Source organism: Streptomyces sp. NPDC088194 (genome assembly GCF_040702025.1).
Lineage (GTDB): Bacteria > Actinomycetota > Actinomycetes > Streptomycetales > Streptomycetaceae > Actinacidiphila.
This window is the reverse complement of the sequence record NZ_JBFBIV010000115.1, coordinates 1-22,295: the sequence shown is the minus strand read 5'-3', so window position 1 is coordinate 22,295 and position 22,295 is coordinate 1. Positions and strand designations below refer to the sequence as shown.

Below are 22,295 nucleotides of genomic sequence, written 5' to 3'. Positions count from 1 at the left end.
GCCTACTCGGACAAGCCCGACAACGAAGCGAGCGTGCGTGCCAGGCGCCACGGGCCAGGCGGGACTTCCAAAACACGGCCTAATGCGGCGCGGGTGGGCGGCACGCGGCGACGCGGGCGTACGGGGCCGCCCGGCCGGCGTCAGGGGCCGGGCGCGTCGCGGGACGTCTCGTGCGGCGCGTCGCGGGACGCGCCCGGGCCGGGCGGGCGGGGCCGGACGCCGACCACCGCGGTGCTCGCCCGTCGCGCGCCGGTCGTGGCGAAGGCCGAGTACCGCGGCACCCACCGCAGCAGGGCGCCCGCCGCCGCGATGCCCACGGCGCCCATCACCGAGATGCCGGCCGCGAGGCTCCCGAGCGAGGCGGCCGCCGACACCACCAGCGGCCCGCCGGCGCTGCCGGAGTCCGCGCACAGCCGCCACACGCCCAGGAACTGCGAGCGGGTCTCCGGCGGTGCGACGTCCGCGCCCAGGGTCATCAGGATGCCGCTGCCGATCCCGTTGCCGAAGCCGATCAGCATCGCCACCACGGTCAGTTCGGTGAGGGTGTGGGTCAGCGGCAGGGCGGCCTGGGCGCCGCCCAGCACCAGCATGGAGGGCACCGCGATCCACAGCCGGCCGGCCCGGTCCATCACCTGGCCGGAGGGGTAGAAGGTCAGCGTGTCGATCAGCCCGGCGATGCCGAACACGACGCTGGTGGAGGACGGGCTCTGGCCCAGGTGCTCGGCCCACAGCGGCAGCACGGTCTGCCGGGTGGCCCGGACCGAGCCGACCAGCAGGACCGCGAGGCCGAGGGTGAGGAAGACCTTCCGGTGGTCGCGCAGCACCGCGCGCACCGGCACGGGCTTCTTGCCGCCGCCGGTGGCGGGTTCGGCGACGTCGGGCACGGTGAGCAGGACCACCACGGTGACGGCCGTGCACACCAGCGCCAGCCAGTAGATGTCGTGCACCGGGCGCCCGCCGGTCAGCACGGCCGCGCCGAGGAACGGCCCGACGAACGCGCCCACCCGCGACATCCCGCCGAGCGTCGACAGCGCCCGTGCCCGCAGCTGCGGGGGCACCGCCTCGGTCAGATAGGACTGCCGGGCCAGCATGATCACGGCGTTGGACGCCCCGGTGACGGTGACCGCCAGCGCCAGTTGCCAGACGTTCCGGGCCAGCGCGCACCCGCTGAGGGTGACCACGGTGACGCCCGAGGCGACGAGCATCGCCTTGCGGTCGCCCAGCCGTGCCGCCAGCGCCCCGGCCGGCACGTCGCCGAGGATCTGCCCGACCCCCAGCAGCGCGAGCACGAGCCCCGCGGTGCCGACACCCGCGCCGAGCGCCCGGCCGCTGAGCGCCAGTACCGGCGCGAGCGCGCCCATCCCGGTCTCGAAGACCAGCACCGGCAGGAACACCGCCGGTATGAGGCTTCTCAGCGACACCGGCTGCGCGCTCACCTGCTGATTCCCACCCTCGTGCCGACTGCGTCCGGACCAGGGCCCCGCCACGGGTCGGCCGCGGCCCGTACCTCATTCAACAACAGCCCCCTCCCGCCCCAGGTGGCGGGCCCCGCACGGCACCTTGATCAGAGCGCGGCGACGCTGCCGGGCCGGCCGGGGTCCCCGGCCCCGCCGGCGCGTCCTTCCCGACGGCGGCCACCACCGGCGGGCGACCCGGACGCGGTGCTCGGCACCGCGGGTGCGGGTTCGCCGGCCGACCTGGTCGCCCTCGCGGGCGGCCCGGACCGGGTCGTGACGATCGCCGACCCCACCGCACCCGACCACGGCGTACGGTTCTCCCGCACCGCGGGCCCCGGCGCCACCTCGCGGCCGGGCCACGCCGGTCTCGCGGTGGCGGTGGCACTGGCCGCCGAGGGCCGTTTCACGGTGCCGGTGCACGCGGTGTTCCCGCTCGCCTGCTGCGCGGCCGCCCACGAGTCGAGCGCCTTCCGTCTCGGCGCCCGATGTCACGATGACCTCCGCGCCTCGCTCGGGGAGCTGGCCGCCGGGGCCGATGTCCAGGACCCGGTCGACGCCGCCGGGGGCCAGGGCGCCACCTCGCGGCCGGGCCACGCCGGTCTCGCGGTGGCGGTGGCGCTGGCCGCGAGGGCCGTTTCACCGTGCCGGCGCACGCGGTGTTCCCGCTCGCCGGCTGCGCGGCCGCCCACGAGTCGAGCGCCTGCCGTCTCGGCGCCCGATGTCACGGTGGCCTCCGCGCCGCGCTCGGGGAGCTGGCCGCCGGGGCCGATGTCCAGGACCCGGTCGACGCCGCCGGGGGCCAGGGCGCGCACGCGGTCCGCGAGGCCGTCGCCGTACCCGGTGACCTTCGCGCCGAGTTCGCGCATCGCCGCGGCCTTGCACGCCCGCGGCAAGATCGTCGTGACCGTGCCCTGACCGCGGCCCCGTGCCGTGCGTGCCGTGCCGCCCGCCCCGCCGTACCGCCCGTAGCCGCCGTACCGTTGGCGTTCGGCGGCCGGGGCGTGGAACGGTGCCGGCCGGAGGTCGGGTGGGAGGAACCGGGAGTGACGGATCGGGATGGCGGCGGCTGCGAGCCGTGGCGGGGCCTGCCGAGTGCTTTCGTCGGAGAGGCCGTCGCGGACGAGCCGCTCAGCGGAGGGGCCGTGAACGACGTGCGGCGGCTGACGCTCGCCGACGGCACCCGGGTCGTGCTCAAGAGCTCGGAGCAGGCCCCTCCCGACCTGTACGCGCAGGAGGCGGAGGGCCTGCGGGTGCTACGGGAGCAGGGTGGCCTGCGCACCCCGCGGGTGATCGAGGTGAGCGCCCGCCACCTCCTGCTGGAGGCACTGGAGCCGGCGCCCGCCGACGGGGACGCGTTCTGGGCGGAGGCGGGCCGCGCCGTCGCCCGGCTGCACGCCGTCCGCGGCGACCGCTTCGGGTGGCACGCCGAGGGATGGCTGGGCCTCCTCCCCCAGACGAACGCCTGGACCGACGACGGCCACGCGTTCTTCGCCGAGCACCGGGTGCTGCGCTACCTCCGCGAGCCGAAAGTGCGCGCCGCGCTCGACCCCGCCGACCTCGCGGGCCTGGAGCGGATCTGCGACCGCCTCCCCCGGCTGGTGCCCGGCGGACCCGCGGTGCTGAACCACGGTGACCTGTACCAGGGCAACGTGGTGGCCGCGTCCGACGGCGCCCCGGCCTTCATCGACCCCGCGGTGTGCTGGATGTGGGCGGAGTCCGAGCTCAGCATGATGTACTGCACCGGCCGGCCGCCGGAGTCCTTCTTCGCCGCCTACCACGAGGTCCTGCCGCTCCCGGACGGCTGGCGGGAGCGGATGCCGCTGCTGCACCTGCGCGAACTCATCAGCACGATCGCGCACTTCGGCGCGTGGGGCGACTGCGTGCCGCAGGTCAGGGACGTGATCCGCCGGTTCGGCTGAGCCCGTACGGCGGCACCGTCGTACCGCGCCAAGGGCGTGCGCCGGCCCGGGCGTTGGGCGGCCCGGGCGTACGGCGGCCCCCGCGTACGGCGGCCCCCGCGTACGGCGGCCCCGGGCGTTGGGCGGCCCGTACCCGTGGCCGCCTCCCGTACACACTGCCGTCACGAGACTGTCGCAGGCGGACCGGAATGCCCGGGCGCGCGGGGCTCGTTGGACACGGCATGACTGTGGGAGTGACACTCAGCGCGACCGGCACCGGCAACCAGATCGACGCCACCGTACGACTCGCCGAGGAGGCCGCGGCGGCCGGGCTGCGGTCCGCCTGGTTCGGGCAGACCTTCGGCGCCGACTCGCCCCAACTCGCGGCGATCGTCGGGCGGGAGGTGCCCGACCTCCAGGTGGGCACCTCCGCGATCCCCGTCTTCGGGCGGCACCCGCTGATCGTCTCCAGCCAGGCCCAGACCGCCCAGGCGGCCACGCACGGCCGCTACCACCTCGGGCTCGCGCTCGGCACCAAGCACCTGACCGAGGCGGGGTTCGGCATCCCCTTCGAGCGGCCCATCGCCCGGCTGCGCGAATTCCTCACCGCGCTGCGGCAGTTGACCGAGACCGGCACCGCCGACTTCCACGGCGAGCTGCTCACCGCGGGCACCCCGGTCTCCGCGCGGGTGCCCGGTGCCGAGGGCGGCGTACCGCTGCTGGTGGCCGCGATGGGCCCGCAGGCGCTGCGGGCCAGCGGCGAACTGGCCGACGGAATCCTGCCGTACCTCGCCGGACCCAAGGCGCTGGCCGAGCACATCGTCCCCGCCGTCACCGCGGCGGCCGAGGCCGCGGGGCGCCCGGCACCGCGGATCGTGGCGCTCGTCTCCGGCGTCGTGACCGACGACGTGGACGCCGTGCGCGCGAAGGTCACCGAGAACCTCGCGTTCTACGAGCAGATCCCGTCCTACGCGCGCGTCATCGAACTCTCCGGCGGCACGCGGGCGTCCGACGTGGCCGTGATCGGCGACGAGGAGGCGATCGCCGCCGAGGTGCGGCGCTACCGGGACGCCGGGGCGACCGAAGTGGTGTTCTCGGGCACGGACATCGCCGGGGAGGAGGCGCGTCGGCGCACCTGGGCGCTGCTGGGCGAGCTGGCGGCGGGCAGCGCCGGATAGCGCGCCGCCGGCACTGGCGCCGATGCCGATACCGACTCGGGCGCGGCGCTATCCGGCGGCCGGTGCCGGCGGCGCGGCACGCACGAAGGGATGGGTGCAGGGAGCCGTCCACCGCGCGCTCTCGCGAGCCCACTCGCCCTCGCGGCGGAAGCCGCACTCGCCCAGGGTGCGGTCGAGGTCGGCCGCGGGGAAGTCGTCGCCGGGGCGCCGCGGGGTGACGGTGACCACGAGCGCGTCCACCTCGCCGCGGTCCGGATGGTCGTCCAGGCTCCGCACGTTCAGGTGCCAGTGCCCGTCGCCGCGCACCGCCTCCGCCCGGTACGGCGGCTCCCCGCTCGCCTCCCCCCGGGCCCCGTCCTCCCTCCCGGGCTCCGCTGTCCGGGCCGTCGCCTTCTTCCCTGCCGCTCGGGTCTTCGGCACCGCTGCCTCCTCCGGGTCCCACCGTCCTGACCTCTGCCGCCTTCCCCCGACCGACGCGGGAATTCCCCTCCCCCGCACCGGAGTCGGGAGCCCGGGGCGGGTCCGGGCATAGGCTGCCCGGCGGACAGTGCCGGGTGCGAACGGGGAGGGTGTCATGGGGGAGCTCACGGGCAAGGCGGCCGTGGTGACGGGCGGTTCACGCGGAATCGGCCGGGCGATCGTGGAGCGGCTGGCCCGGGACGGGGCCGAGGTCGTGTTCACGTACGCGCGGAACGCCGAGGCCGCCGCGGAGGTCGAGCGGAGCGTCGCGGACGCGGGCGGCCGGGCGCACGGCATGCGGCTCGACCTGGGCGAAGCCGGCGCCGCGGAACGGCTGATGGAGGACGCGGCGGACCGGCTCGGCGGCCTGGACATCCTCGTCAACAACGCGGCGATGAGCTTCGCACCGGCACCGCTCGCCGACACCGAAGAGGCGCTCTTCGACGAGGTGATGGCGGTCAACGCCAAGTCCACATTCCTGACCATGCGTTACGCGGCACGGCACATGCGCGACGGCGGGCGGGTGGTCAACATCTCGACGCTCAACACGGTCCGCCCCGCGCCGGGCAGCGCGCCGTACGCCGCGAGCAAGGGCGCGATCGAGCAGTTGACCTCGGTGGGCGCGAAGGAGTTGGGGGCGCGCGGCATCACCGTCAACACGGTCTCGCCCGGCGCGACGGACACGGATCTGCTGCGCGAGGCCAACCCGGGCGCGGACTTCGGCGCGGTGATCGGCATCACCCCGCTCGGCCGGCTCGGCCGACCCGCCGACATCGCCGACGTCGTGGCCTTCCTCGCCGGGCCGGACGGCCGCTGGCTCACCGGGCAGAACCTCCGCGCGACCGGCGGCCTCACCTGACACGACGCGGGCGCGGGACGGCTCCGGTACCCGGGGCCGCGCCGCGCCCGCCTCGACGTCAGGTCCAGGGGCGGAGCTTGGCCGGGTTGCGGACCGCCCACACGTGCGTGACCCGGTCGTCCACGATGTCGAGCGCCAGCACCGCCACGGTGGCGCCTTCGTACTGGAGCAGCAGTCCGGGCCGGCCGTTGACCGTGCGTTCCAGGATGGTCAGGCCGTCCGCCTGACGTACGAGGCCGACGAAGTACTCCGCGACCGGCTCGCCGCCCCGCAGCGGCCGCGGCAGGGCCGCGACGACCCCGCCGCCGTCGCCGATCGCCGTGACGTCGGGGTCGAGCAGGCCGATCAGCGCCTCGACGTCCTTGGCCTCCCACGCCTCCTTGAACTCCCTCACGATCCGGGCGCGTCGGGCGTTCGGCGTGCCCGGGCCGCGCGACGCACGGACACGGCGGCGGGCGGATGTGGCCAGTTGGCGGCAGGCGGCCGGCGTACGGCCGACGATCTCGGCCACTTCGGGGAAGGGGTAGCGGAAGACGTCGTGCAGGATGAACGCGACGCGCTCGGCCGGGGTCATCGCTTCGAGCACGACGAGGAACGCCATGTTGAGCGACTCGTCGAGGGTGACCCGGTCGGCCGGGTCCACCTCGGCGCCGCCGGTCCATCCGCTGACCCACTCCGTGCGGTCGGGCACCGGCTCCGGAATCCACTCGCCGACGTAGCGCTCCCGCCGGGCCCGCGCCGAGCCGAGCAGGTCCAGGCAGATCCGGCTGGCGACCTTCGCCAGCCAGCCACCGGTGGACTCGATCGCCGCCCGCTGCCGGGGCGCCATGGCGTACCAGCGGGCGTACGTCTCCTGCACGACGTCCTCGGCGTCGGCGAGCGAGCCGAGCAGCCGGTAGGCGAGGCTGATGAGCTGCCGCCGTTCGCTCATCACCGCGTCCAGGGCCCGGTCGGCGGCGAACGGTTCGGCCTGATCGGGTCGGCCGGAGTGATCGGCCCGGCCGGGGCCGCTTCCGCTGCCGCCGTCCGGCCCGGATTCGCTGCTCATGGTCCCGCCGACCTCCTCGATCGCGCCTGCTCCCCCGACTGCCCGCACTCATAAGACGACGCGGCACCCCGGACTGTGAGGTCCACCCGGCGGCCTCACAATCCGCGCGGCTGCTTCGTCGGAGTGGTCGGAAGCACACCGCATCACACGGGGGAGACCTGATGAACGCGTTCCTGTGGGTGGTCCAGGCGGTACTCGCCGCCTCGTTCGCCCTGTCCGGGCTGGTCAAGGCCACCCAGCCGAGGGACCGGCTGCTCGGCTGGTTTCCGTGGGCCGAGGACTTCTCCCCGCCGACCGTACGGTTCATCGGCGCGATGGGACTGCTCGGCGCGGTCGGGCTGATCGCCCCGGCCGCGAGCGGCGTCGCCCCCGAACTGACCCCGGCCGCCGCGACCGGGCTGGCCGTCATGATGGCGCTGGCCGGCGCCACGCACGTCCGCCGCAAGGAGCCGCCCGGCGTGGCCGTGACCGCCGTCATCCTGCTGCTCGCCGCGCTCGTCGCCTGGGGCCGGTTCGGCCCGTACGCCTGGTGACCGGCCCCTCGCGGCCGGCGACGGCCCCGACCGACAAGGAGGAAATCCGATGACCGACATCCCGATGACCGATGTCCTGACCATCGTCGACCGCTGCGCGATCGACGCGCTGCGCGGTGAGTTCACCGACGCGGGGACGACCGGCGACTACGACCGCTTCGCCGCGCTCTTCACCGCCGACGGGGTGTGGCGCATCCCCGACGGCCACATCGAGTTCACCGGCCGCGAGGCGATCCGCGCCGGGATCGAGCGGTTGCAGGCCAACTGGGAGTACTTCATCCAGAACGTGCACCCCGGCACGATCCGGATCGACGGCGACACCGCCACGGGCCGCTCCTACGTGTCGGAGCTCGGGCGGATGCGCGACGGCAGCTCCCACCTGAACCACTCGATCTACCACGACCGCTACCGGCGCACCCCGGACGGCTGGAGGTTCACGGAGCGCAGCTACGAGGTCCGGTACGTCGACTCGACCCCGCTCGCGGGCTCGTCGCCCCACGCGCCGGAACGGGACCACCGGGGGTGATACGGGGCCGCCCCGCCGCTCATGGGCGGGGCGGTCGCCGCCGCTCACCGCCCGACCCGATCATCCGACCGCCCGCCGGGCAACGCCGGCCAACGCCGGGCACGGGAGCCCGAACGGGCCCCCGGGCAGGAGCGCGAGGTCACCCCGTCAGCAGGCCACCGGCGCGCTCGCCCCCGCCGTCCGCAACTGGTCGCGGTACTCCCGCGCCGTGACGATGAGCCCGTCGAGCGCCGCGCGGGTCCGTACGAGGTCGGCGATGTGCGCCGAGAGCCGGTCGCGCTCCTGCGCCATCCGCTCCAGCGCGACGTCGGAGTTCCGCTCGCTGGGGGCGTCCGCGCAGGGCAGCAGCTCCAGGATGGTGCGGCTGGACAGGCCCCCGGCGTAGAGCCGCTGGATGAACGCGACCCGCTCGACCTCGTGGTCCGTGTAGTGCCGCTGCCCGCTGGCGCTGCGGGTGCTGCTGAGCAGCCCCTGCTCCTCGTAGTAGCGCACCGACCGGACGCTGACGCCGGACCTTGCCGCGAGTTCCCCGATCCGCACCCTGTTCCTCCCGACCGCGTACCGCTGACCGCCGACCGCGTTGCCTCGTACCGTGTTCCGCCGCGCTCCGCCCCGCCTCACGCGTACCGCGGGTGTGGCGTGCGCAACAGAACTTGCCTCTGACGTCAATGTCAGGTTCTAGCGTAATCGACGGGCCCGAGGTCCGGGCCCGTGGACCGCGAAGGAGTCCCGACGTGACGACCCTTTTCAGCAGCTACCGGCTCGGCGACCTGACCCTGCCCAACCGCACGGTGATGGCCCCGATGACCCGGGTCAGGGCCGCCGCGGGCGGGCTGGCCACGCCGTCGATGGCGGCCTACTACGCGCAGCGGGCCAGCGCCGGGCTGATCGTGACCGAGGGGGTGCAGCCGAACGCGATCGGGCAGTCCAACCCGGGCACCCCGGGGCTGCACACCGACGCGCAGGTGGCCTCCTGGCGCGAGGTGACCGGCGCGGTGCACGCCAACGGCGGACGGCTCTTCGCCCAGATCATGCACGGCGGCCGTGTCTCGCACCCCGACACCATCGGCACCCAGCCGATCGGCCCGTCCGCGGTCGCCGCGGTCGGCGACGTGTTCACCCCGACCGGCCCCCAGCCCGCCCCGGTGCCGCGCGCCCTGGAGACCGCCGAAGTGCCCGAGCAGGCCAGGTCGTACGCCGACGCCGCCCGCCGCGCCGTCGACGCGGGCTTCGACGGCGTCGAACTGCACGGCGCGAACGGCTATCTGATCTCGCAGTTCCTGTCCTCCAACGCCAACCTGCGCACCGACGGCTACGGCGGCCCGATCGCGCACCGCATCCGCTTCGCCGTCGAGGCCGCGGCCGCGACCGTCGAGGCGGTCGGCGGGGACCGGACCGGCATCCGGCTCTCGCCGGGCGCGGACTTCTGGGGCGTGCGGGACACCGACGTCCCCGAGCTGTACACCGCGCTGCTCTCCGAGTTGGCCCGGGTCGGGGTGGGCTACGTCCACCTGGAGGCCACCGCCGACGAGGAGGTGCTGATCGCGCTGCGCCGGGCCTGGTCCGGCCCGCTCATCATGAACCCGGTGCTGCCGATGGGACCGAAGCAGACCGGCCGGGACGACGCCGACCGCTGGCTCGGCCTGGGCGCGGACCTGATCAGCTTCGGCCGGGCCTTCATCGCCAACCCCGACCTGGTGGAGCGGCTGCGCGCCGGGCTCCCGATCGCCCCGGTCGACGAGGCGACGTACTACCAGGGCGGCGACGCGGGCTATCTGACCTACGCCGCCCACCAGTACACGGTCTGACCCCGCTCCCGGCACCCGCTCCCCGCCGCTGCCCCCGCCGCTGCCCCCGACGCTGCCCCCGCCTCCGCTCACGGCCGGTCCGCAGGGACCCCCAGCAGGAACGTACGGCCGTCGACGCCGCGCAGCACGGCGTCGGCGGTGGCCTCCGGGGTGAGCCGGGAGCTGTCCAGGACGTGGGCCTCGAACTCCTCGATGGCGGCGAACTGCCGGTGCATCGCGCGGACGGGCTCCGGGTCGGTCAGCGCGTCGGCGCCGCGACCGGTGGCCCGCCGCAGCGTGGTGTCCTGGTCCGGGCGCAGCACGACGTAGTGGAGTTCGGTGTCCCGCGTCCGGGCCGCGGCGCGGAACGCGCCCACGAACCAGGGGCCGATGACGCCGTCGCACACCACCTGGTAGCCGCCGTCGGCGTATCCGAAGGCGGCTTCGGCCAGCACGCCGACGACGACCTCGTTCTGCCGCTGGGCGGCGGGGAGATAGGGCAGGACCGCGCCTTGCACGAGGAAGGACCAGAAGTCGTCGCCGTGCAAATGGACGCTGGGCGTGAGCCTTTGGGTCAGCAGGCGCGCCACGGTGCTCTTGCCCGCACCGGGCGGCCCGGTGAGCACGATCACCCGGCCCGCGGCGGCCGGCGGGAGTGCCGGATCGGGCACGGGAGCGGTGGCGGGATCGAGGGTGGGACCGGCCGCGCGCGCGGAGGCTGGATCAAGGGTGGGATCTGCGGCGGGTCCGGGGGTGGAATCAGGCACGGGATCGGGCGTCGGCCGGGTCATACGGGGTCCTCTCCTCCGTCGCGGCGTGCCGTCACCGCGGTCCAACAGCGTTCCGCCACGGGCCTTCCGAAGCCCGCAGCGCCCGGCGGCACGCCGGTTTCCGGGTGCTCCCGCGCCCCGGGGGGCGGCTCCGGCGCGAGGGGACAAACATCCCACGCGCCCCTTCCGCTTTTCACCACGGTGATTCTGCTCTCAATTTCAGCCGCCGCCAGATCCGCACGATCGCGACCCGAAACCTCGGCCAACCGATCAGATTCGGCCATCGTTGAACGGTCAACCGGGCAGGGAACACGGCATCTTCGGGCAGCGACACCACCACGAACCGGGCACCGCGGACGCCCAACGGCCGCCTGGGGCCTGTCCCCAGCGGCTCTCGGCGTGTCCACAGGGGCAAGATCGTCCGGTCCGAACGGGCAACCGTCCACGCCGAGCTGTGACGAGGGCAACTGGCCGGATACGTCGTCGGTGCGGAACTCTGAAACGCTTCAACCCCCTCCTACCGATTACGTCCGCGGTGCGACCGAAGGTGGGTACGGGTTGGTATGGGTTCACATGGCGGAGCATGATGACGCGGGAAACACTGACCACAGGAGTGTGCAACTCCCACCTCTGTGCGGGCGAAAGGACTGAGACCGTGGTGCTCTCCACGCCCTCTGATCTGTCGGGTGCCACCTCCAGAATCCCCGTCACGGTCCACGCTCCGGACCCGATCTCGCTCGCGGGAGTCACCAGCCAGCTCAGCCAGCGGCCGGAGATCCGGTTGGTCGACGCGGAGAGCCGGCAACCGGGGACCGTCGCGGTCCTCCTCGCGGTCGCGCTCGACGAGAACACGCTCTCCCGGCTCCGCCAACTCGTCCGCACCGACGGCGTACGGGCGGTGCTGGTGGCGAACCTGATCCGCGAGGCCGAACTGCTCCAGGTGATCGACTGCGGGGTGGGCGCCATAGTCTGGCGCCATGAGGCCACCGGGCAGCGCATCCTTCAGGCCGTGCTCGCCGCCTCGCGGGGCGACGGCGACCTGCCCTCCGACCTGCTCGGACGGCTCATGACCCAGGTCGGCATCATGCACCGCAACGCCAAACACCTGCCCGGTGACCCGGCGTCGGGGCTGACCCCGCGCGAGGTCGACGTCCTGCGGCTGGTCGCGGAGGGCATGGAGACCGGGGAGATCGCCAGCAAGCTGTCGTACTCGGAGCGGACCGTCAAGAACGTGATGCACAGCCTGACCACCCGCCTGCGGCTGCGCAACCGCGCGCACGCCGTGGCCTACGCGCTGCGCGAGGGCTACATCTGACCGCCACCGGCGGCGAACCGCCCGGCGGCCAAACCGGTCACCGGTCCACCCGGCCACCGGACGGCCGGGCCGACTCGTCGACGTACGAGTACGCAACCCACCGTGCACAGCGAAGGGCTCGACCGTGATACACGAGGTGGACGAAGTCCTCAGGGGGCTGCTCTCCGGCGGCGCCCTGGCCGGAACCGGTGTCGACATCGCCTTCGAGGCACCGACCCGCGACTGGGCCGCCCGGCGCAACGCGCCGACCATCGACGCCTATCTCTACGACATCCGCGAGGACGTCGCCCGGCGGGAGCGGGGCGCGGTCGCGGTCCGCGACGAGCGGGGCATCGTGCTGCGCCGGCGCCAACCGCCGCGCTGGTACCGGTTGTCCTACCTGGTCACCGCCTGGACCAAGCAGCCGCAGGACGAACACCGCCTGCTCTCCGCTGTGCTGTCCACCCTGCTGCCCCACGAGGTGCTGCCGCCCGAGGAGTTGACGGGCGCCCTGGCCGCGCTCGGGCTGACCGTCCCGCTCACCGTCGCCGGCTCCCAGACCGACTCCCGTTCGTTCGCCGAGATCTGGTCGGCGCTCGGCGGCGAACTCAAGCCGTCGCTGGACGTCACGGTCACCGCGCCCTTCCCGGCCTACCCCGAGTACGACGCCGGGCCGCCGGTCACCGAAGGCGCGGGCGTGCGGGTGCGCGGCACCGACGGCACCCTCGAAGGCTCCGCCGAGCGCTACCACCGCCCGCGCCACCTCGCCGACCGCAAGGACGCGGCCCCGGGCGCGGCCGAGTGACCGCCGCGATACCCGCCACCGGCACGGCCACCAACTCCGGCACCGGCACCGGCACGGACCCGGACCCGGACTCGGACGCCCTGGTCCGCAGGCTCGGCCGGCTGCGCGACCGGGTCGCCCTGCTCGTGGAGCACCGCAGCGCCTCCGACCCGACCGCCGCCGATCCGCTGCGCGGCCTGTACCTGACCGACGAAGCGGTACGGCATCTGCTGCGCCCGGCCGCGGCGGAGGAGGGCAGCGCGTTCGCCGGCGAGGGCACCGACACGTTCGGCGACGGGTCCGACGGCGCGTTCGGCGACGGGTCCGACGGCGACCGGCTGCACCAACTCGCCGCCCGGCTCGGCCTGTCCGCGCTGGACGCCCGCATCCTGCTCACCGTGCTCGCCCCCGACCTCGACCGCACCTTCGAACCGCTCTACGGCTACCTCAACGACGACGTCAGCCGCCGCCGGGCGACCATCGGCCTCGCGCTCGACCTGTGCGGGGTGCCCGCGCACCGCGCCGAGGGCCGCGCCCGCTTCCACCCGTCGGCACCGCTGGCCGCGCTCGGCCTGATCGTGGTCGAGGAGGGCGAACGCCCCTTCCTCAGCCGGTCGTTGCGGGTACCGGACCGGGTCGCCGCCCACCTCGTCGGCGATGACACCCCCGACCCCGCGCTCGCCGGCCAGGTCCGGCCGCTCGGCCGGCCGGCCGCAGCGGACGACCCGCTGGTGGAACGGCTCGCCAAACGCCTCGCGACCGGCCCGGCCACGGTCTACCTGCGCGAGCAGCGCGAGGGCGACGGCATCGCCTGCGCCGCCGCCGCGCTCGGCGCGGCCGCGCTGCCCGCCCTGCACTTCACCCCCGCGGGCCACTCCTCCGCCCCCGGCGACGACGGCCGGGGCGACGACCCCGCCGGCCACGGGCCCGGCCCCGACCGCGGCGCCGCGGTCACCGCCGCGCTCCCCCAACTGCTGCGCGAGGCACGGCTGCGCGGCCACGCGGTCCTGGTCGCCCCCGTGCCGGACGAGCCCGCCGCCGCCGCCGCGCTCGTCCGCGCCCTGGCGGTCGACGACGTCACCGTGATCATGACGGGCACCCGGCCGTACGACCCGCAGTGGGCGGATCGCGACCCGCTCGTGCTCGACGCGCCCCGGCAGCGGGCCGGCGACCTCGACACCTGGACGGCGGCGCTCGGCACGACCGGCCCCGGCACGGACGGCGGGGCCGGCTCCGATCCCGGGTCCGGTGCGGCGACCACCGAGGCCAGTGCGGCGGCCACCGAGGCCGGCAAGGAGATCGAGGCCGTCGAAGCCGTCGAGGCCGCCGGCTTCGACCTGGCGCCGGTCGTCGCGCCGTACCGGCTCGGCGGCGACCGCATCCGCCGGGTCGCCCGAGTCGCCCGCGAGCTGGCCGAGTTCGACGGCACCCCGCTGTCCGCCGGGCACCTGCGGCTCGCCGCGCGGCAGCAGTCCGCGTCCGGCCTCGAACGCCACGCCCGCCGGATCAGGCCCGCCGTCGGCTGGGACGACCTGGTGCTGCCGGACGGTCCGCTCGCCCAACTGCGCGAGCTGGCCATGCGCGCGCGCCACCGCGACCAGGTGCTCGGGGACTGGCGGTTGAGCGCCGGGGGCGGTCGCGGCCGGGGCGTGCTGGCGCTCTTCGCGGGCGGCTCCGGCACCGGCAAGACGCTCTCGGCCGAGGTGGTCGCCGCCGAACTCGGCCTGGACCTCTACGTGGTGCAGCTCTCCTCGATCGTCGACAAGTACGTCGGCGAGACCGAGAAGAACCTGGAGCGCGTCTTCACCGAGGCCGACCGCACCGACGCGGTACTCCTCTTCGACGAGGCCGACTCGGTGTTCGGCAAGCGGTCGGAGGTGAAGGACGCGCACGACCGCTACGCCAACATGGAGAGCGCCTACCTGCTCCAGCGGCTGGAGTCCTTCGACGGCATCGCGCTGCTCACCACGAACCTGCGGGCCAACGTGGACGACGCGTTCACCCGGCGGCTGGACATGGTGGTCGACTTCCCGTTCCCCGACCCCGCCCAGCGGCTGGCGCTGTGGCGGCACAGCCTGGCCCACGTGCCGTGCGCCGACGACATCGAACCGGACGCGGTGGCACGGCAGTTCGAGCTGGCCGGCGGTTCGATCCGCAGCGCGGTGGTCACCGCCGCGTACGCCGCCGCCGGCCGCGGCGCCCCGGTCGGCACCGCGGACCTGCTGGCGGGGGCGCAGCGCGAGTACCGCAAGGCGGGCCGGCTGGTGCTGGACGACAACGGCGAGTGGTGACGCCCGGGTTCCGCCGGTCGGCGGGGCGATCAGCCGGCCGGCCGGCGCACGCGGCGACCGGCCGGCGAAGGCAGCCGACCGCTCAGACCGTGATCCTGATGGCCTCGAGCGAATTCGTCATGTCCGTGGTACCGCCGAAGATCCAGTCCTGCTTGCTCTGGGCGGGGTCGTTGCATCCCTGGCCGCCCCACCCGCCCTTGTGCAGGAAGGCGTTCCGGCACACCTCACCCGTCTTGACGCCGACGGCGAAGCCGGACAGCCGGATGTCCTTGCCGGTGGTGCCCACGTAGATGTCGGCACCGGCGATCGCGCCCTGCCACGGTGCCTTCCACCCGCCGTCCTCGCGGAACGCGTTGGCGGAACCGCTGGCGATCCCGGCGACCGCGATGTTGATGGACTCGATGGCACCGGCGTCGTCGTCCGTCGAACCCGCCGTGACGCCGTCACAGGAGGGCTTGCTCCAGCCCTTGTCGCCGACGTAGACGCGGTAGCAGATGTGCCGGCCGCCCGGATCGCTCGCGGCGAGCTTCTGCACCGCGGTCGCCGCCGTGGCCGGCGGTGCCTTCTTCTTCTTCGGCTCGCCACCGCCCCCGGACCCGCCCGACGATCCGGCGGGCGACGCCGGGGGCGTCGTCTGCGCGGGGCTGGTGGTCGGCGGCGGCGTCACCGGCGCCGCCGGGGTGGGCAGGGTGCTCGCGGCCGCCTGCTGGACCTTCTCCCCCGCGAGGCTGGCCACCTGGGGCTTGTAGGCGAACCACAGCGCGACCGCGGCGATCACGAGCCCGACCATCAGCCCGAGGAAGGTGGCCAGGAAGCGCGGCAGCACCCCGCGCTGCACGTACGTCCCGTCGACGTCGAGCGGGTTGGCGCCCGAGCGCTGGACCGCCAGCCGGAAGGGGCGGTTCTCCTTGCGCCCGAACCAGGCGATCCGGCGCGGCTTGAGAGTGGTCTTGACGAACGCGGCCCGGCCGGGCTCGATCTGCACGTTGGCCGGGTGGATCTCGTACGAGACCTGGTCGCCGTTGTCGGCGCCGACGATCGAGGCGGTCAGCTTCGTGTTGCCGAGGTTGTCCACCGCGAGCTTGGAGCGGCCCCGGAAGCGGCCCTTGACGGTGTGCGGCACCAGCTCGGCCCGCACCTCGGTGAAGGGCGTGATGGTGATGTTGCCCTCCGGGACCGTGGTGGCCTCGGGATTCTCGGTGGGCACGATCTGGACGCCGTACGGGTTGGGCCCGGCGACGGCGTCCGGGGTGCGCGGCGGCGCGATGGTGAGATGGACGGTGTCGACGGTGCCCGGGTAGAGCCGCAGCAGCGGCGGCTCGACCGTGATGTACGGAGCGAGGTCACCGACCGGCATGAAGCGGTACTCGTCCACGACGTCGCCGGTGTTGCGCAGGCGCAACCGTACGGTCGTGGCGCTGCCCGGGTCGACCGTGGCGGACGGGGGTTCGAGGGAGGTCCAAAGGCTCACACCCCGACGCTACGGTGCCGGGCCCCGGACGGGCAGCGGACCGCGAGGCAGGGCTGGTGTCCGTGCGGGCGGGGGGAGTTGCCCCCGAGGGGCGGGCGCGGGACCGCTCAGCCGTAGGCGGCCGAGTCCCACGCCAGGCCGGGCCGCAGCCCCGCGAGCGCGGCCGGGTCCGCGAACCGGACGTGCAGCACCCAGGACGGCACCCGGTCGGGGTCCTGCCACAACTCGCCCCACTCCGCGCCGAACGCGGCGTTCCAGCCGGCCGCGTCGTCGGGCGACAGGCCGCGCTCGCGCAGCCCGTCCTCGATCCGCCGCCGGGCCGCGGCCTCGTCGAACGGGACGTTCCGCCCGTCGCTCACCGCGACCCGCGCCAGCACGAGACGGGCGCGGCGGGCCGGCTCCACGTCGGTGCCGTACGGGTCAACGCCGTTGAGGTCGATGCCGCCCACCAGCTCCTCCGCGCCCGGCCAGACGGGAGCGGCGTCCGCCAGCAGCCGCAGCACGAACGGCTTGGTGGCGGACGGCGACCCGGCGTCCGGGTGCACCGCGGCGCACAGCAGTTCCACCGCGTCGCCGTCGACGTGGCGCACGCTCGCGTGCCACAGATCGGACATGGCGGTCCTCCTCCTGGGTCGTCCCTGCCGTCCGTCCGGCCGCGGCGCTCCGCGGCCGGCCGGCACCTGGAGCCCGGACCCTACGGGCCGGTGCTCAGCGGATGGTGATGGACCCGCCGGAGATCGCGAGCGCCAGGTACTGCAGCGCCCGGTCGGCGCCGGGACCCATCCGGTCGGCGAAGGTGGTCGGCTGGGCGGTGGCCCGCCCGGTGCGGGAGCTCACCCGCGGGAGCGAGAACGGGATGTGGTGGAAGGCGTGCAGCACGGACTCGGCCGGGCCGGTGGCGCCGTAGTGGTCGATGAGGCTCTCGAACTCCCCCCGCCGGGGGCCGCCGAGGTCGTTGAGGAAGTCCAGGTCGTCGGCGTTCCAGCCGCGGTGGTTGCCGGTGTAGCGCCGCAGGTCCGCCAGGTCCAGCTGGGAGATCCGCACGTGCGTGCCGGGGTCGGTGGGCTGGCGGTCCTGGAAGGGGAAGTACGTCCCGTCGTGGTGGACCGTCCACATCCTGTTCGCCCCGTCGTACACGCGGTGGTGGATCGTCAGGCCGTCCACGAAGTCCCCGGCCGCGTCGTACTGCCGCTGTGACATGCCCTGCGGCCGGCGCGACGGCGGGCGGGCGTAGTGGACGTCGACGCCGAAGTAGACGTAGTCCTTCTGCTGCCCGCGCCGCACCGTCCGGTTGGTCGCCCGCACCTGGGCGACGGTGGACTTCAGGTCGGCCTCGATGCCGCGCTCGTAGGTCGAGTTGTCGCGCTTCGAGGCGGGCACGAGGTTGTCGGCGGTTCCGATGCCGCCGGCGATGTTGTTGACCAGGTGGAAGCGAATCCAGAAGTTGGTCAGCCTCAGCGCCCGGATGTAGTCGAAGCCGAACGGGTCCTGGGAGGGCGGGGAGCCGGTCAGGCTCCCGCTGTTCAGCATCTCTATCGACTCGGTGCGGCCGCCGCCGCGCGTCACCGTGATCCCGCTGCGGTTGGGCTCGGCGGTCGGCACCGCGACCCGCTGGATGGCGGGGGTGCCGGTCAACTCGGGCGCAGGCCCGGCGCCCTGGGCCGTGCCCGCCCGCTCCGGCGCGGTCCGCACCGGGACCGGCGCCGACATCGCCCGCTCGGCGTTGCGCTCCGCGGCCCGCTCGTACGCGTCGCCCGGGTCGCTGACCCGCAGCCCGTCCCCGGTGGGCGTGCCGGCGACGGGGCCGGTGCGCTGCTGGATGACGTGGGTGAGTTCGTGGGCGAGCGTGCGCTTGTCGGCGCCGCCGTCGCCCACCACCACGTGGTTGCCCGAGGTGTAGGCGCGGGCGCCCAGCTCCGCCGCCGAGCGCCGGGCGGCGCTGTCGTCGTGGACGCGCACGTCGCCGAAGTCGGCGCCGAGCCGCGCCTCCATCTCGGCGCGCAGCGGGGCAGCCAGCGCGCGGCCGGAGCCGCGCAGCACGCTGTGCACCGCGGAGCGCTGGACGGCCGGGCCGCGCCCGCCGTCCGCGCCGTGCGGGTGCCCGTGCCCGTCGTCCTGGAGCATGCGGGCCACCGCGGAGTTGCCCACGGCGCGCTGTAGGGCCAGGAGTCCGGCGGCGCTCGTGCCGGGTGCCGGGCGCGGCCCGGCGACCGCCGGGCGCGGCAGCGCGGAAGGCCGGGAACGCCCGGCCGCGGACACCTCGTCGACCTTGTCGTGCGCGCGCATGACCGCCCTCTCCGTGGCTGACCCTCCCTGCCTACGGCGAACTCCGGGCCCGGCGCAAGGACTACGGGGGCACTCCCGGGGGCAGACCTCACGCGCACCAAGCGCGCCACCCGCCCCCGAGGACCGGCGAACCGCCCGCGGGGGCACCCCGCGTGCCGCCGGGCACCGGCGCGGGTCCCGCCATGCGTGGACATACGGTGACGAGTCGGGCGGGCGCCGGGGCGTCGCGGCGCGGAGACGGCAGGCACGGCCCGACCCCGGCAGCGGCGCGCTGCCCTCGGGGGCAGCGGAACTGCCCCCGGAAAGGCACCGCAGGACGTTTCGGTCACGGGCCGGGCGAGCGAGGGTGAGAGTCGACCCTTTTCTCGTACCCCGAGGAGATCAGCGCATGCCGTCGTATCTGTCGCCGGGCGTCTACGTGGAGGAAGTGGCCAGCGGTTCCCGCCCGATCGAGGGGGTGGGCACATCGGTTGCCGCCTTCGTCGGTCTGGCGCCCACCGGTCCGCTCAACGAGCCGACCCTGGTGACCAACTGGACGCAGTACGTCGCGTCCTTCGGTGAGTTCACCGACGGCTACTTCCTCGCGCACTCGGTCTACGGCTTCTTCAACAACGGAGGCTCCGCGGCCTACGTCGTCCGGGTGGGCGGCGAGAGCGGCGGAGTGTCGGGCCAGGCAGCGGGCGTCACCGGCAAGCAGCCGGCCGCCGTTGCCGGCGGTGGCGCCGGCCCGGCCGCCCTGACCGCCGGCGAGGACACCACGCTCGGCACCTTCAAGGTCGCGGCGCTCGCGCCCGGCGAGGCCGGTCCGCTCAGCGTCGAGGTCGCGGACGCCGAGGGCGAAGGCCCCGCCGAGCGCTTCCGGCTGCTCGTCAAGGACGGCGACAAGACCGTCGAGACCTTCGACGTGACCGCCAAGCGCGGCAACCGCAACTACGTCGTCACCCAGGTGAAGGAGCGCTCCAAGCTCATCACTGTCAAGGAGGCGGCCGCCTCCGGCCAGCTGGTCCGTCCGGAGAACCAGACCGTGGCGCTCGCCGCTCCGGCCTCGGTCCCCGCGACCACCGGACCGGAGGGTTCCGACTCCGGCGAGACGATCGGTGTCGGCGAGTACCTCGGCGACAGCGCCGACCGCACCGGCTTCGGCGGCCTCGAGGCGGTGGACGAGATCTCCATGGTCGCCGTCCCCGACCTGATGGCGGCCTACCAGCGCGGCGCGATCGACCTGGAGTCCGTCAAGGCCGTCCAGCTCGGCCTGATCGCGCACTGCGAGCTGATGGGCGACCGGCTGGCGATCATCGACCCGCCGCCCGGGCTCAACGCGCGGGAGATCCGCGTGTGGCGCCAGGAGACGTCCAACTACGACTCCAAGTACGCGGCGCTGTACTACCCGTGGATCAAGGTCTTCGACCCGGCCGGCGGCCAGACCCGGCTGGTCCCGCCGAGCGGCCACGTGGCCGGCATCTGGGCCCGCAACGACTTCGAGCGCGGCGTGCACAAGGCGCCCGCCAACGAGGTGGTGCGCGGCGCGGTGGACCTGGAGATGCAGATCACCCGCGGCGAGCAGGACCTGCTCAACCCGCTGGGCATCAACTGCATCCGCTCCTTCCCCGGCCGCGGCATCAGGGTCTGGGGTGCGCGCACCCTGTCCTCCGACCCGGCCTGGCGCTACCTGAACATCCGCCGGTACTTCAACTACCTCGAAGAGTCGATCCTGGCCGGCACCCAGTGGGTCGTCTTCGAGCCCAACGACCAGGCGCTGTGGGCCCGGATCAGGCGCAACATCTCGGCCTTCCTGGTCACCGAGTGGCGCGGCGGCGCACTGTTCGGCGGCCAGCCGGACGACGCCTACTACGTGAAGTGCGACGCCGAGACCAACCCGCCGGAGTCGGTGGACCTCGGCCGGGTGATCTGCGAGATCGGCGTCTCCCCGGTGAAGCCCGCGGAGTTCGTGATCTTCCGGCTCGCCCAGTTCTCCAGCGGCGCGGGCGAGTTGGAGGAGTGACCGTGGCCAGGGATGACCACGACCAGCAGCGGCAGGACCAGCACGGCATGACGTACGAGCAGCGCGACGCGAAGGAAAAGCGGCCATGAGTCTCCAGCCAGGTGATGCGCTCACCTCACACAATTTCGGCCTGCAGATCGACGGGGTGATGGTCGAGTACCTCCAAGAGGTCAACGGCCTGGACATGCAGCAGGACGTCATCGAGTACCAGCAGGTGTCGGCGAACGGACAGCCGGTCACCAAGAAGATGCCCGGCGTGAAGAAGGCCGGCGAAGCGACCGTCGTGCGCGGCATGACCCAGTCCAAGGCGTTCAACGACTGGATCAACTCGTCGGTCCGCGGCGACATGGGTTCGGCCCGCAAGAACGCCAGCATCCTGGTGATGGACTACATGAACAACCCGGTGAAGCGGTACCACCTGCGTCAGGCGTGGTGCAGCAAGATCTCGGCGAGCACGGTGAAGGCCGGTGAGGCCTCGGCGCTGACCGAGACCGTGACGATCACCTACGAAGAAATGATCATGGAGTAATGCGCCGAGGAACGGCTTCCAGGTCAGGCGGCCCCCTGTCCGACGACGCCACGGCGGTCCCCGTGACCGCCGCGGCGCCGTCGGCGTCGGCCACCGCCCTGTCCGCGCCGGTCACCGAACCGGCCCCCGTACGGAGGCAGTTGCGCACCGAGTTCGCCTTCGAGCTGCCCCGCGGCTACGTCGACGAGTCGGGCGCGGTGCACCGCGACGGGGTGATGCGCCTGGCGACCGCGCGGGACGAGCTGATCCCGCTGCGGGACCTGCGGGTGCAGGAGAACCCGGCGTACCTTTCCGTGGTGCTGCTGGGCCGGGTGATCACCCGGCTCGGTACGGTGCCGCACATGCACGACGGCGTGGTGGAGAACATGTTCGCCTCCGACCTCGCCTTCCTCCAGGACTTCTACCGCCAGATCAACGCCGAGGGCCACACCAGGGCCGGCGTGACCTGTCCGCACTGCGAGCAGCCGTTCGAGGTCGAGCTCGGCGGGAGCCGCCTGGGGGAATCGTGACGTACGCGACCGACCGGGTGCACGAGGAGATCGCGTACATCGCCTACCACTTCCACTGGAGCCTGGAGGACATCCTGGACCTCGAACACCGCGACCGCCGTCAGTACGCCGAGCAGATCGCCTCGCTCGTCACGCGTGCCACGGCAGAACGGTGAGAGGACGGGGTTACGGCCATGGGAATCCTTGACCGGTGGGCCCCACGGGCCCGCGCACGCGGACGTATGCAGACAGGTGGCGCGCAGCCGGACGGCACCGCGGCGACCGAGGCGGGGCCGGGCGCTGCCCCGGGCGCCGCGTCGGGCTCCGTGCACGGTGCCGGGTCGGCTCCGGCCGCCGGTACCGCCGCCGTGCGGCCGAGCGGGCCGCCCGGCTGGTCCGCGCTGCCGCCGATCCAGCGGGCGAGCGCGCACCCGTCCCGGCACACCATCGCGGCCGCGGACTTCGGCGGCACGCTCTCGGCCTGGCAGAACCCCTCCTTCACCGGGGAGTTGGCGCACGTCGTGCTCGACGACGCGCCGACCGGGCTGATCCGCGACGTGCTCACCCCGGCGCCGGCCGCCGTGCACCGCACCGGCCAGCCGCCGGTCGCCCTGCCGGTCGCCGTGGTCGGCGAC

21 protein-coding genes and 3 pseudogenes are annotated in these 22,295 nt (G+C 74.3%); 15 read left to right on the top strand and 9 right to left on the bottom strand.

Going from position 1 to position 22,295, the window contains the following annotated elements:
- Nucleotides 1-140 precede the first annotated feature (140 nt).
- Nucleotides 141-1,436 (bottom strand): MFS transporter, encoded by a 1,296-nt coding sequence (locus AB0399_RS36035; protein WP_366414169.1) that lies wholly within the window; start codon nt 1,434-1,436, stop codon nt 141-143.
- Between the two features lie 219 nt (nt 1,437-1,655).
- Here AB0399_RS36035 and AB0399_RS36030 point away from each other — a divergent pair.
- Nucleotides 1,656-1,925 (top strand): annotated as a pseudogene (locus AB0399_RS36030) (NADP-dependent oxidoreductase); the annotation flags it as partial.
- Between the two features lie 299 nt (nt 1,926-2,224).
- Here AB0399_RS36030 and AB0399_RS36025 read toward each other — a convergent pair.
- Nucleotides 2,225-2,329: pseudogene (locus AB0399_RS36025) on the bottom strand (NADP-dependent oxidoreductase); the annotation flags it as partial.
- Between the two features lie 171 nt (nt 2,330-2,500).
- Between AB0399_RS36025 and AB0399_RS36020 the strand changes: the two are divergent.
- Together AB0399_RS36020 and AB0399_RS36015 are read left to right on the top strand one after the other, a co-directional pair.
- Nucleotides 2,501-3,376, top strand: coding sequence for a fructosamine kinase family protein (locus tag AB0399_RS36020; protein ID WP_366414168.1), 876 nt, complete (start codon nt 2,501-2,503; stop codon nt 3,374-3,376).
- 221 nt (nt 3,377-3,597) lie between these two features.
- Nucleotides 3,598-4,533 carry a TIGR03564 family F420-dependent LLM class oxidoreductase gene (locus tag AB0399_RS36015; RefSeq protein ID WP_366414167.1) on the top strand — a complete coding sequence of 312 codons (936 nt, stop codon included), beginning with the start codon at nt 3,598-3,600 and terminating at the stop codon, nt 4,531-4,533.
- 48 nt (nt 4,534-4,581) lie between these two features.
- On the opposite strand, the gene AB0399_RS36010 is transcribed toward AB0399_RS36015, so the two are convergent.
- Complete coding sequence (locus AB0399_RS36010) at nt 4,582-4,953, bottom strand: hypothetical protein (protein WP_366414166.1); 372 nt, start codon at nt 4,951-4,953, stop codon at nt 4,582-4,584.
- A 154-nt stretch (nt 4,954-5,107) separates the two neighbouring features.
- Between AB0399_RS36010 and AB0399_RS36005 the strand changes: the two genes are divergently transcribed.
- Complete coding sequence (locus AB0399_RS36005; RefSeq protein ID WP_329366622.1) at nt 5,108-5,851, top strand: SDR family oxidoreductase; 744 nt, start codon at nt 5,108-5,110, stop codon at nt 5,849-5,851.
- Nucleotides 5,852-5,909: 58 nt separating this feature from the next.
- Here the strand turns inward: AB0399_RS36005 and sigJ are convergent, their stop codons facing one another.
- Nucleotides 5,910-6,782 carry an RNA polymerase sigma factor SigJ gene (sigJ, locus tag AB0399_RS36000; protein WP_366414171.1) on the bottom strand — a complete coding sequence of 291 codons (873 nt, stop codon included), beginning with the start codon at nt 6,780-6,782 and terminating at the stop codon, nt 5,910-5,912.
- 278 nt (nt 6,783-7,060) lie between these two features.
- On the opposite strand from sigJ, the gene AB0399_RS35995 reads away from it, so the two are divergent.
- Both AB0399_RS35995 and AB0399_RS35990 read left to right on the top strand, forming a co-directional pair.
- A complete protein-coding gene (locus AB0399_RS35995) occupies nt 7,061-7,432 on the top strand; it encodes a DoxX family protein (protein WP_366414165.1) in 372 nt (123 codons plus the stop codon).
- 49 nt (nt 7,433-7,481) lie between these two features.
- Nucleotides 7,482-7,958 carry a nuclear transport factor 2 family protein gene (locus tag AB0399_RS35990; RefSeq protein ID WP_329366626.1) on the top strand — a complete coding sequence of 159 codons (477 nt, stop codon included), beginning with the start codon at nt 7,482-7,484 and terminating at the stop codon, nt 7,956-7,958.
- 147 nt (nt 7,959-8,105) lie between these two features.
- Here the strand turns inward: AB0399_RS35990 and AB0399_RS35985 are convergent, their stop codons facing one another.
- Nucleotides 8,106-8,498: a MerR family transcriptional regulator gene (locus AB0399_RS35985; RefSeq protein WP_366414164.1), complete on the bottom strand. Its 393-nt coding sequence runs from the start codon at nt 8,496-8,498 to the stop codon at nt 8,106-8,108.
- Between the two features lie 194 nt (nt 8,499-8,692).
- Between AB0399_RS35985 and AB0399_RS35980 the strand changes: the two genes are divergently transcribed.
- Nucleotides 8,693-9,766, top strand: a complete 1,074-nt coding sequence (locus tag AB0399_RS35980; protein WP_366414163.1) for an alkene reductase — start codon at nt 8,693-8,695, stop codon at nt 9,764-9,766.
- Between the two features lie 68 nt (nt 9,767-9,834).
- Here AB0399_RS35980 and AB0399_RS35975 read toward each other — a convergent pair whose 3' ends face one another.
- Entirely contained in the window at nt 9,835-10,536 is a 702-nt protein-coding gene (locus AB0399_RS35975) for an AAA family ATPase (protein WP_366414162.1), read from the bottom strand.
- A gap of 634 nt (nt 10,537-11,170) precedes the next feature.
- Here AB0399_RS35975 and AB0399_RS35970 point away from each other — a divergent pair.
- The 3 genes from AB0399_RS35970 (at nt 11,171) to AB0399_RS35960 (ending at nt 14,884) form a co-directional block, all read left to right on the top strand.
- The gene (locus AB0399_RS35970) at nt 11,171-11,830 is read left to right on the top strand and encodes a response regulator transcription factor (RefSeq protein WP_328467069.1); all 660 of its coding nucleotides are present in this window, start codon (nt 11,171-11,173) and stop codon (nt 11,828-11,830) included.
- A 124-nt stretch (nt 11,831-11,954) separates the two neighbouring features.
- Nucleotides 11,955-12,614 carry a DUF4255 domain-containing protein gene (locus tag AB0399_RS35965; protein ID WP_329366633.1) on the top strand — a complete coding sequence of 220 codons (660 nt, stop codon included), beginning with the start codon at nt 11,955-11,957 and terminating at the stop codon, nt 12,612-12,614.
- Nucleotides 12,615-12,694: 80 nt separating this feature from the next.
- The gene (locus AB0399_RS35960; RefSeq protein WP_366414170.1) at nt 12,695-14,884 is read left to right on the top strand and encodes an ATP-binding protein; all 2,190 of its coding nucleotides are present in this window, start codon (nt 12,695-12,697) and stop codon (nt 14,882-14,884) included.
- 82 nt (nt 14,885-14,966) lie between these two features.
- On the opposite strand, the gene AB0399_RS35955 is transcribed toward AB0399_RS35960, so the two are convergent.
- The 3 genes from AB0399_RS35955 to AB0399_RS35945 form a co-directional block, all read right to left on the bottom strand.
- A complete protein-coding gene (locus tag AB0399_RS35955) occupies nt 14,967-16,355 on the bottom strand; it encodes a hydrolase (RefSeq protein WP_329366635.1) in 1,389 nt (462 codons plus the stop codon).
- Between the two features lie 107 nt (nt 16,356-16,462).
- A complete protein-coding gene (locus AB0399_RS35950) occupies nt 16,463-16,969 on the bottom strand; it encodes a hypothetical protein (protein ID WP_329366637.1) in 507 nt (168 codons plus the stop codon).
- Nucleotides 16,970-17,063: 94 nt separating this feature from the next.
- Complete coding sequence (locus AB0399_RS35945) at nt 17,064-18,479, bottom strand: DUF4157 domain-containing protein (RefSeq protein ID WP_329374098.1); 1,416 nt, start codon at nt 18,477-18,479, stop codon at nt 17,064-17,066.
- 550 nt (nt 18,480-19,029) lie between these two features.
- Here AB0399_RS35945 and AB0399_RS35940 point away from each other — a divergent pair.
- From AB0399_RS35940 to AB0399_RS35920, 5 genes and pseudogenes are all read left to right on the top strand, one after another.
- On the top strand, nt 19,030-20,643 hold the full coding sequence (locus tag AB0399_RS35940; RefSeq protein WP_366414161.1) for a phage tail sheath subtilisin-like domain-containing protein: 1,614 nt from the start codon (nt 19,030-19,032) through the stop codon (nt 20,641-20,643).
- A gap of 85 nt (nt 20,644-20,728) precedes the next feature.
- A complete protein-coding gene (locus AB0399_RS35935) occupies nt 20,729-21,172 on the top strand; it encodes a phage tail protein (protein WP_329366641.1) in 444 nt (147 codons plus the stop codon).
- On the top strand, nt 21,172-21,681 hold the full coding sequence (locus AB0399_RS35930) for a hypothetical protein (RefSeq protein WP_328467057.1): 510 nt from the start codon (nt 21,172-21,174) through the stop codon (nt 21,679-21,681). The genes AB0399_RS35935 and AB0399_RS35930 overlap by 1 nt, the downstream gene beginning before the upstream one ends.
- On the top strand, nt 21,678-21,836 hold the full coding sequence (locus AB0399_RS35925) for a DUF6760 family protein (RefSeq protein ID WP_328467055.1): 159 nt from the start codon (nt 21,678-21,680) through the stop codon (nt 21,834-21,836). Before AB0399_RS35930 ends, AB0399_RS35925 begins: the two co-directional genes overlap by 4 nt.
- 66 nt (nt 21,837-21,902) lie before the next feature.
- Nucleotides 21,903-22,295 (top strand): annotated as a pseudogene (locus AB0399_RS35920) (hypothetical protein); the annotation flags it as partial.

Excerpts from the sequence above, each read along its gene's own strand:
- AB0399_RS35950 (WP_329366637.1), bottom strand. The coding sequence starts at position 16,969 with ATGTCCGATCTGTGGCACGCGAGCGTGCGCCACGTCGACGGCGACGCG.
- AB0399_RS36015 (WP_366414167.1), top strand. The coding sequence starts at position 3,598 with ATGACTGTGGGAGTGACACTCAGCGCGACCGGCACCGGCAACCAGATC.
- AB0399_RS35935 (WP_329366641.1), top strand. The coding sequence starts at position 20,729 with ATGAGTCTCCAGCCAGGTGATGCGCTCACCTCACACAATTTCGGCCTG.
- AB0399_RS35990 (WP_329366626.1), top strand. The coding sequence starts at position 7,482 with ATGACCGACATCCCGATGACCGATGTCCTGACCATCGTCGACCGCTGC.
- AB0399_RS35930 (WP_328467057.1), top strand. The coding sequence starts at position 21,172 with ATGCGCCGAGGAACGGCTTCCAGGTCAGGCGGCCCCCTGTCCGACGAC.
- AB0399_RS36005 (WP_329366622.1), top strand. The coding sequence starts at position 5,108 with ATGGGGGAGCTCACGGGCAAGGCGGCCGTGGTGACGGGCGGTTCACGC.
- sigJ (WP_366414171.1), bottom strand. The coding sequence starts at position 6,782 with ATGAGCGAACGGCGGCAGCTCATCAGCCTCGCCTACCGGCTGCTCGGC.
- AB0399_RS35940 (WP_366414161.1), top strand. The coding sequence starts at position 19,030 with ATGCCGTCGTATCTGTCGCCGGGCGTCTACGTGGAGGAAGTGGCCAGC.
- AB0399_RS35995 (WP_366414165.1), top strand. The coding sequence starts at position 7,061 with ATGAACGCGTTCCTGTGGGTGGTCCAGGCGGTACTCGCCGCCTCGTTC.
- AB0399_RS35975 (WP_366414162.1), bottom strand. The coding sequence starts at position 10,536 with ATGACCCGGCCGACGCCCGATCCCGTGCCTGATTCCACCCCCGGACCC.
- AB0399_RS35945 (WP_329374098.1), bottom strand. The coding sequence starts at position 18,479 with ATGCTCCAGGACGACGGGCACGGGCACCCGCACGGCGCGGACGGCGGG.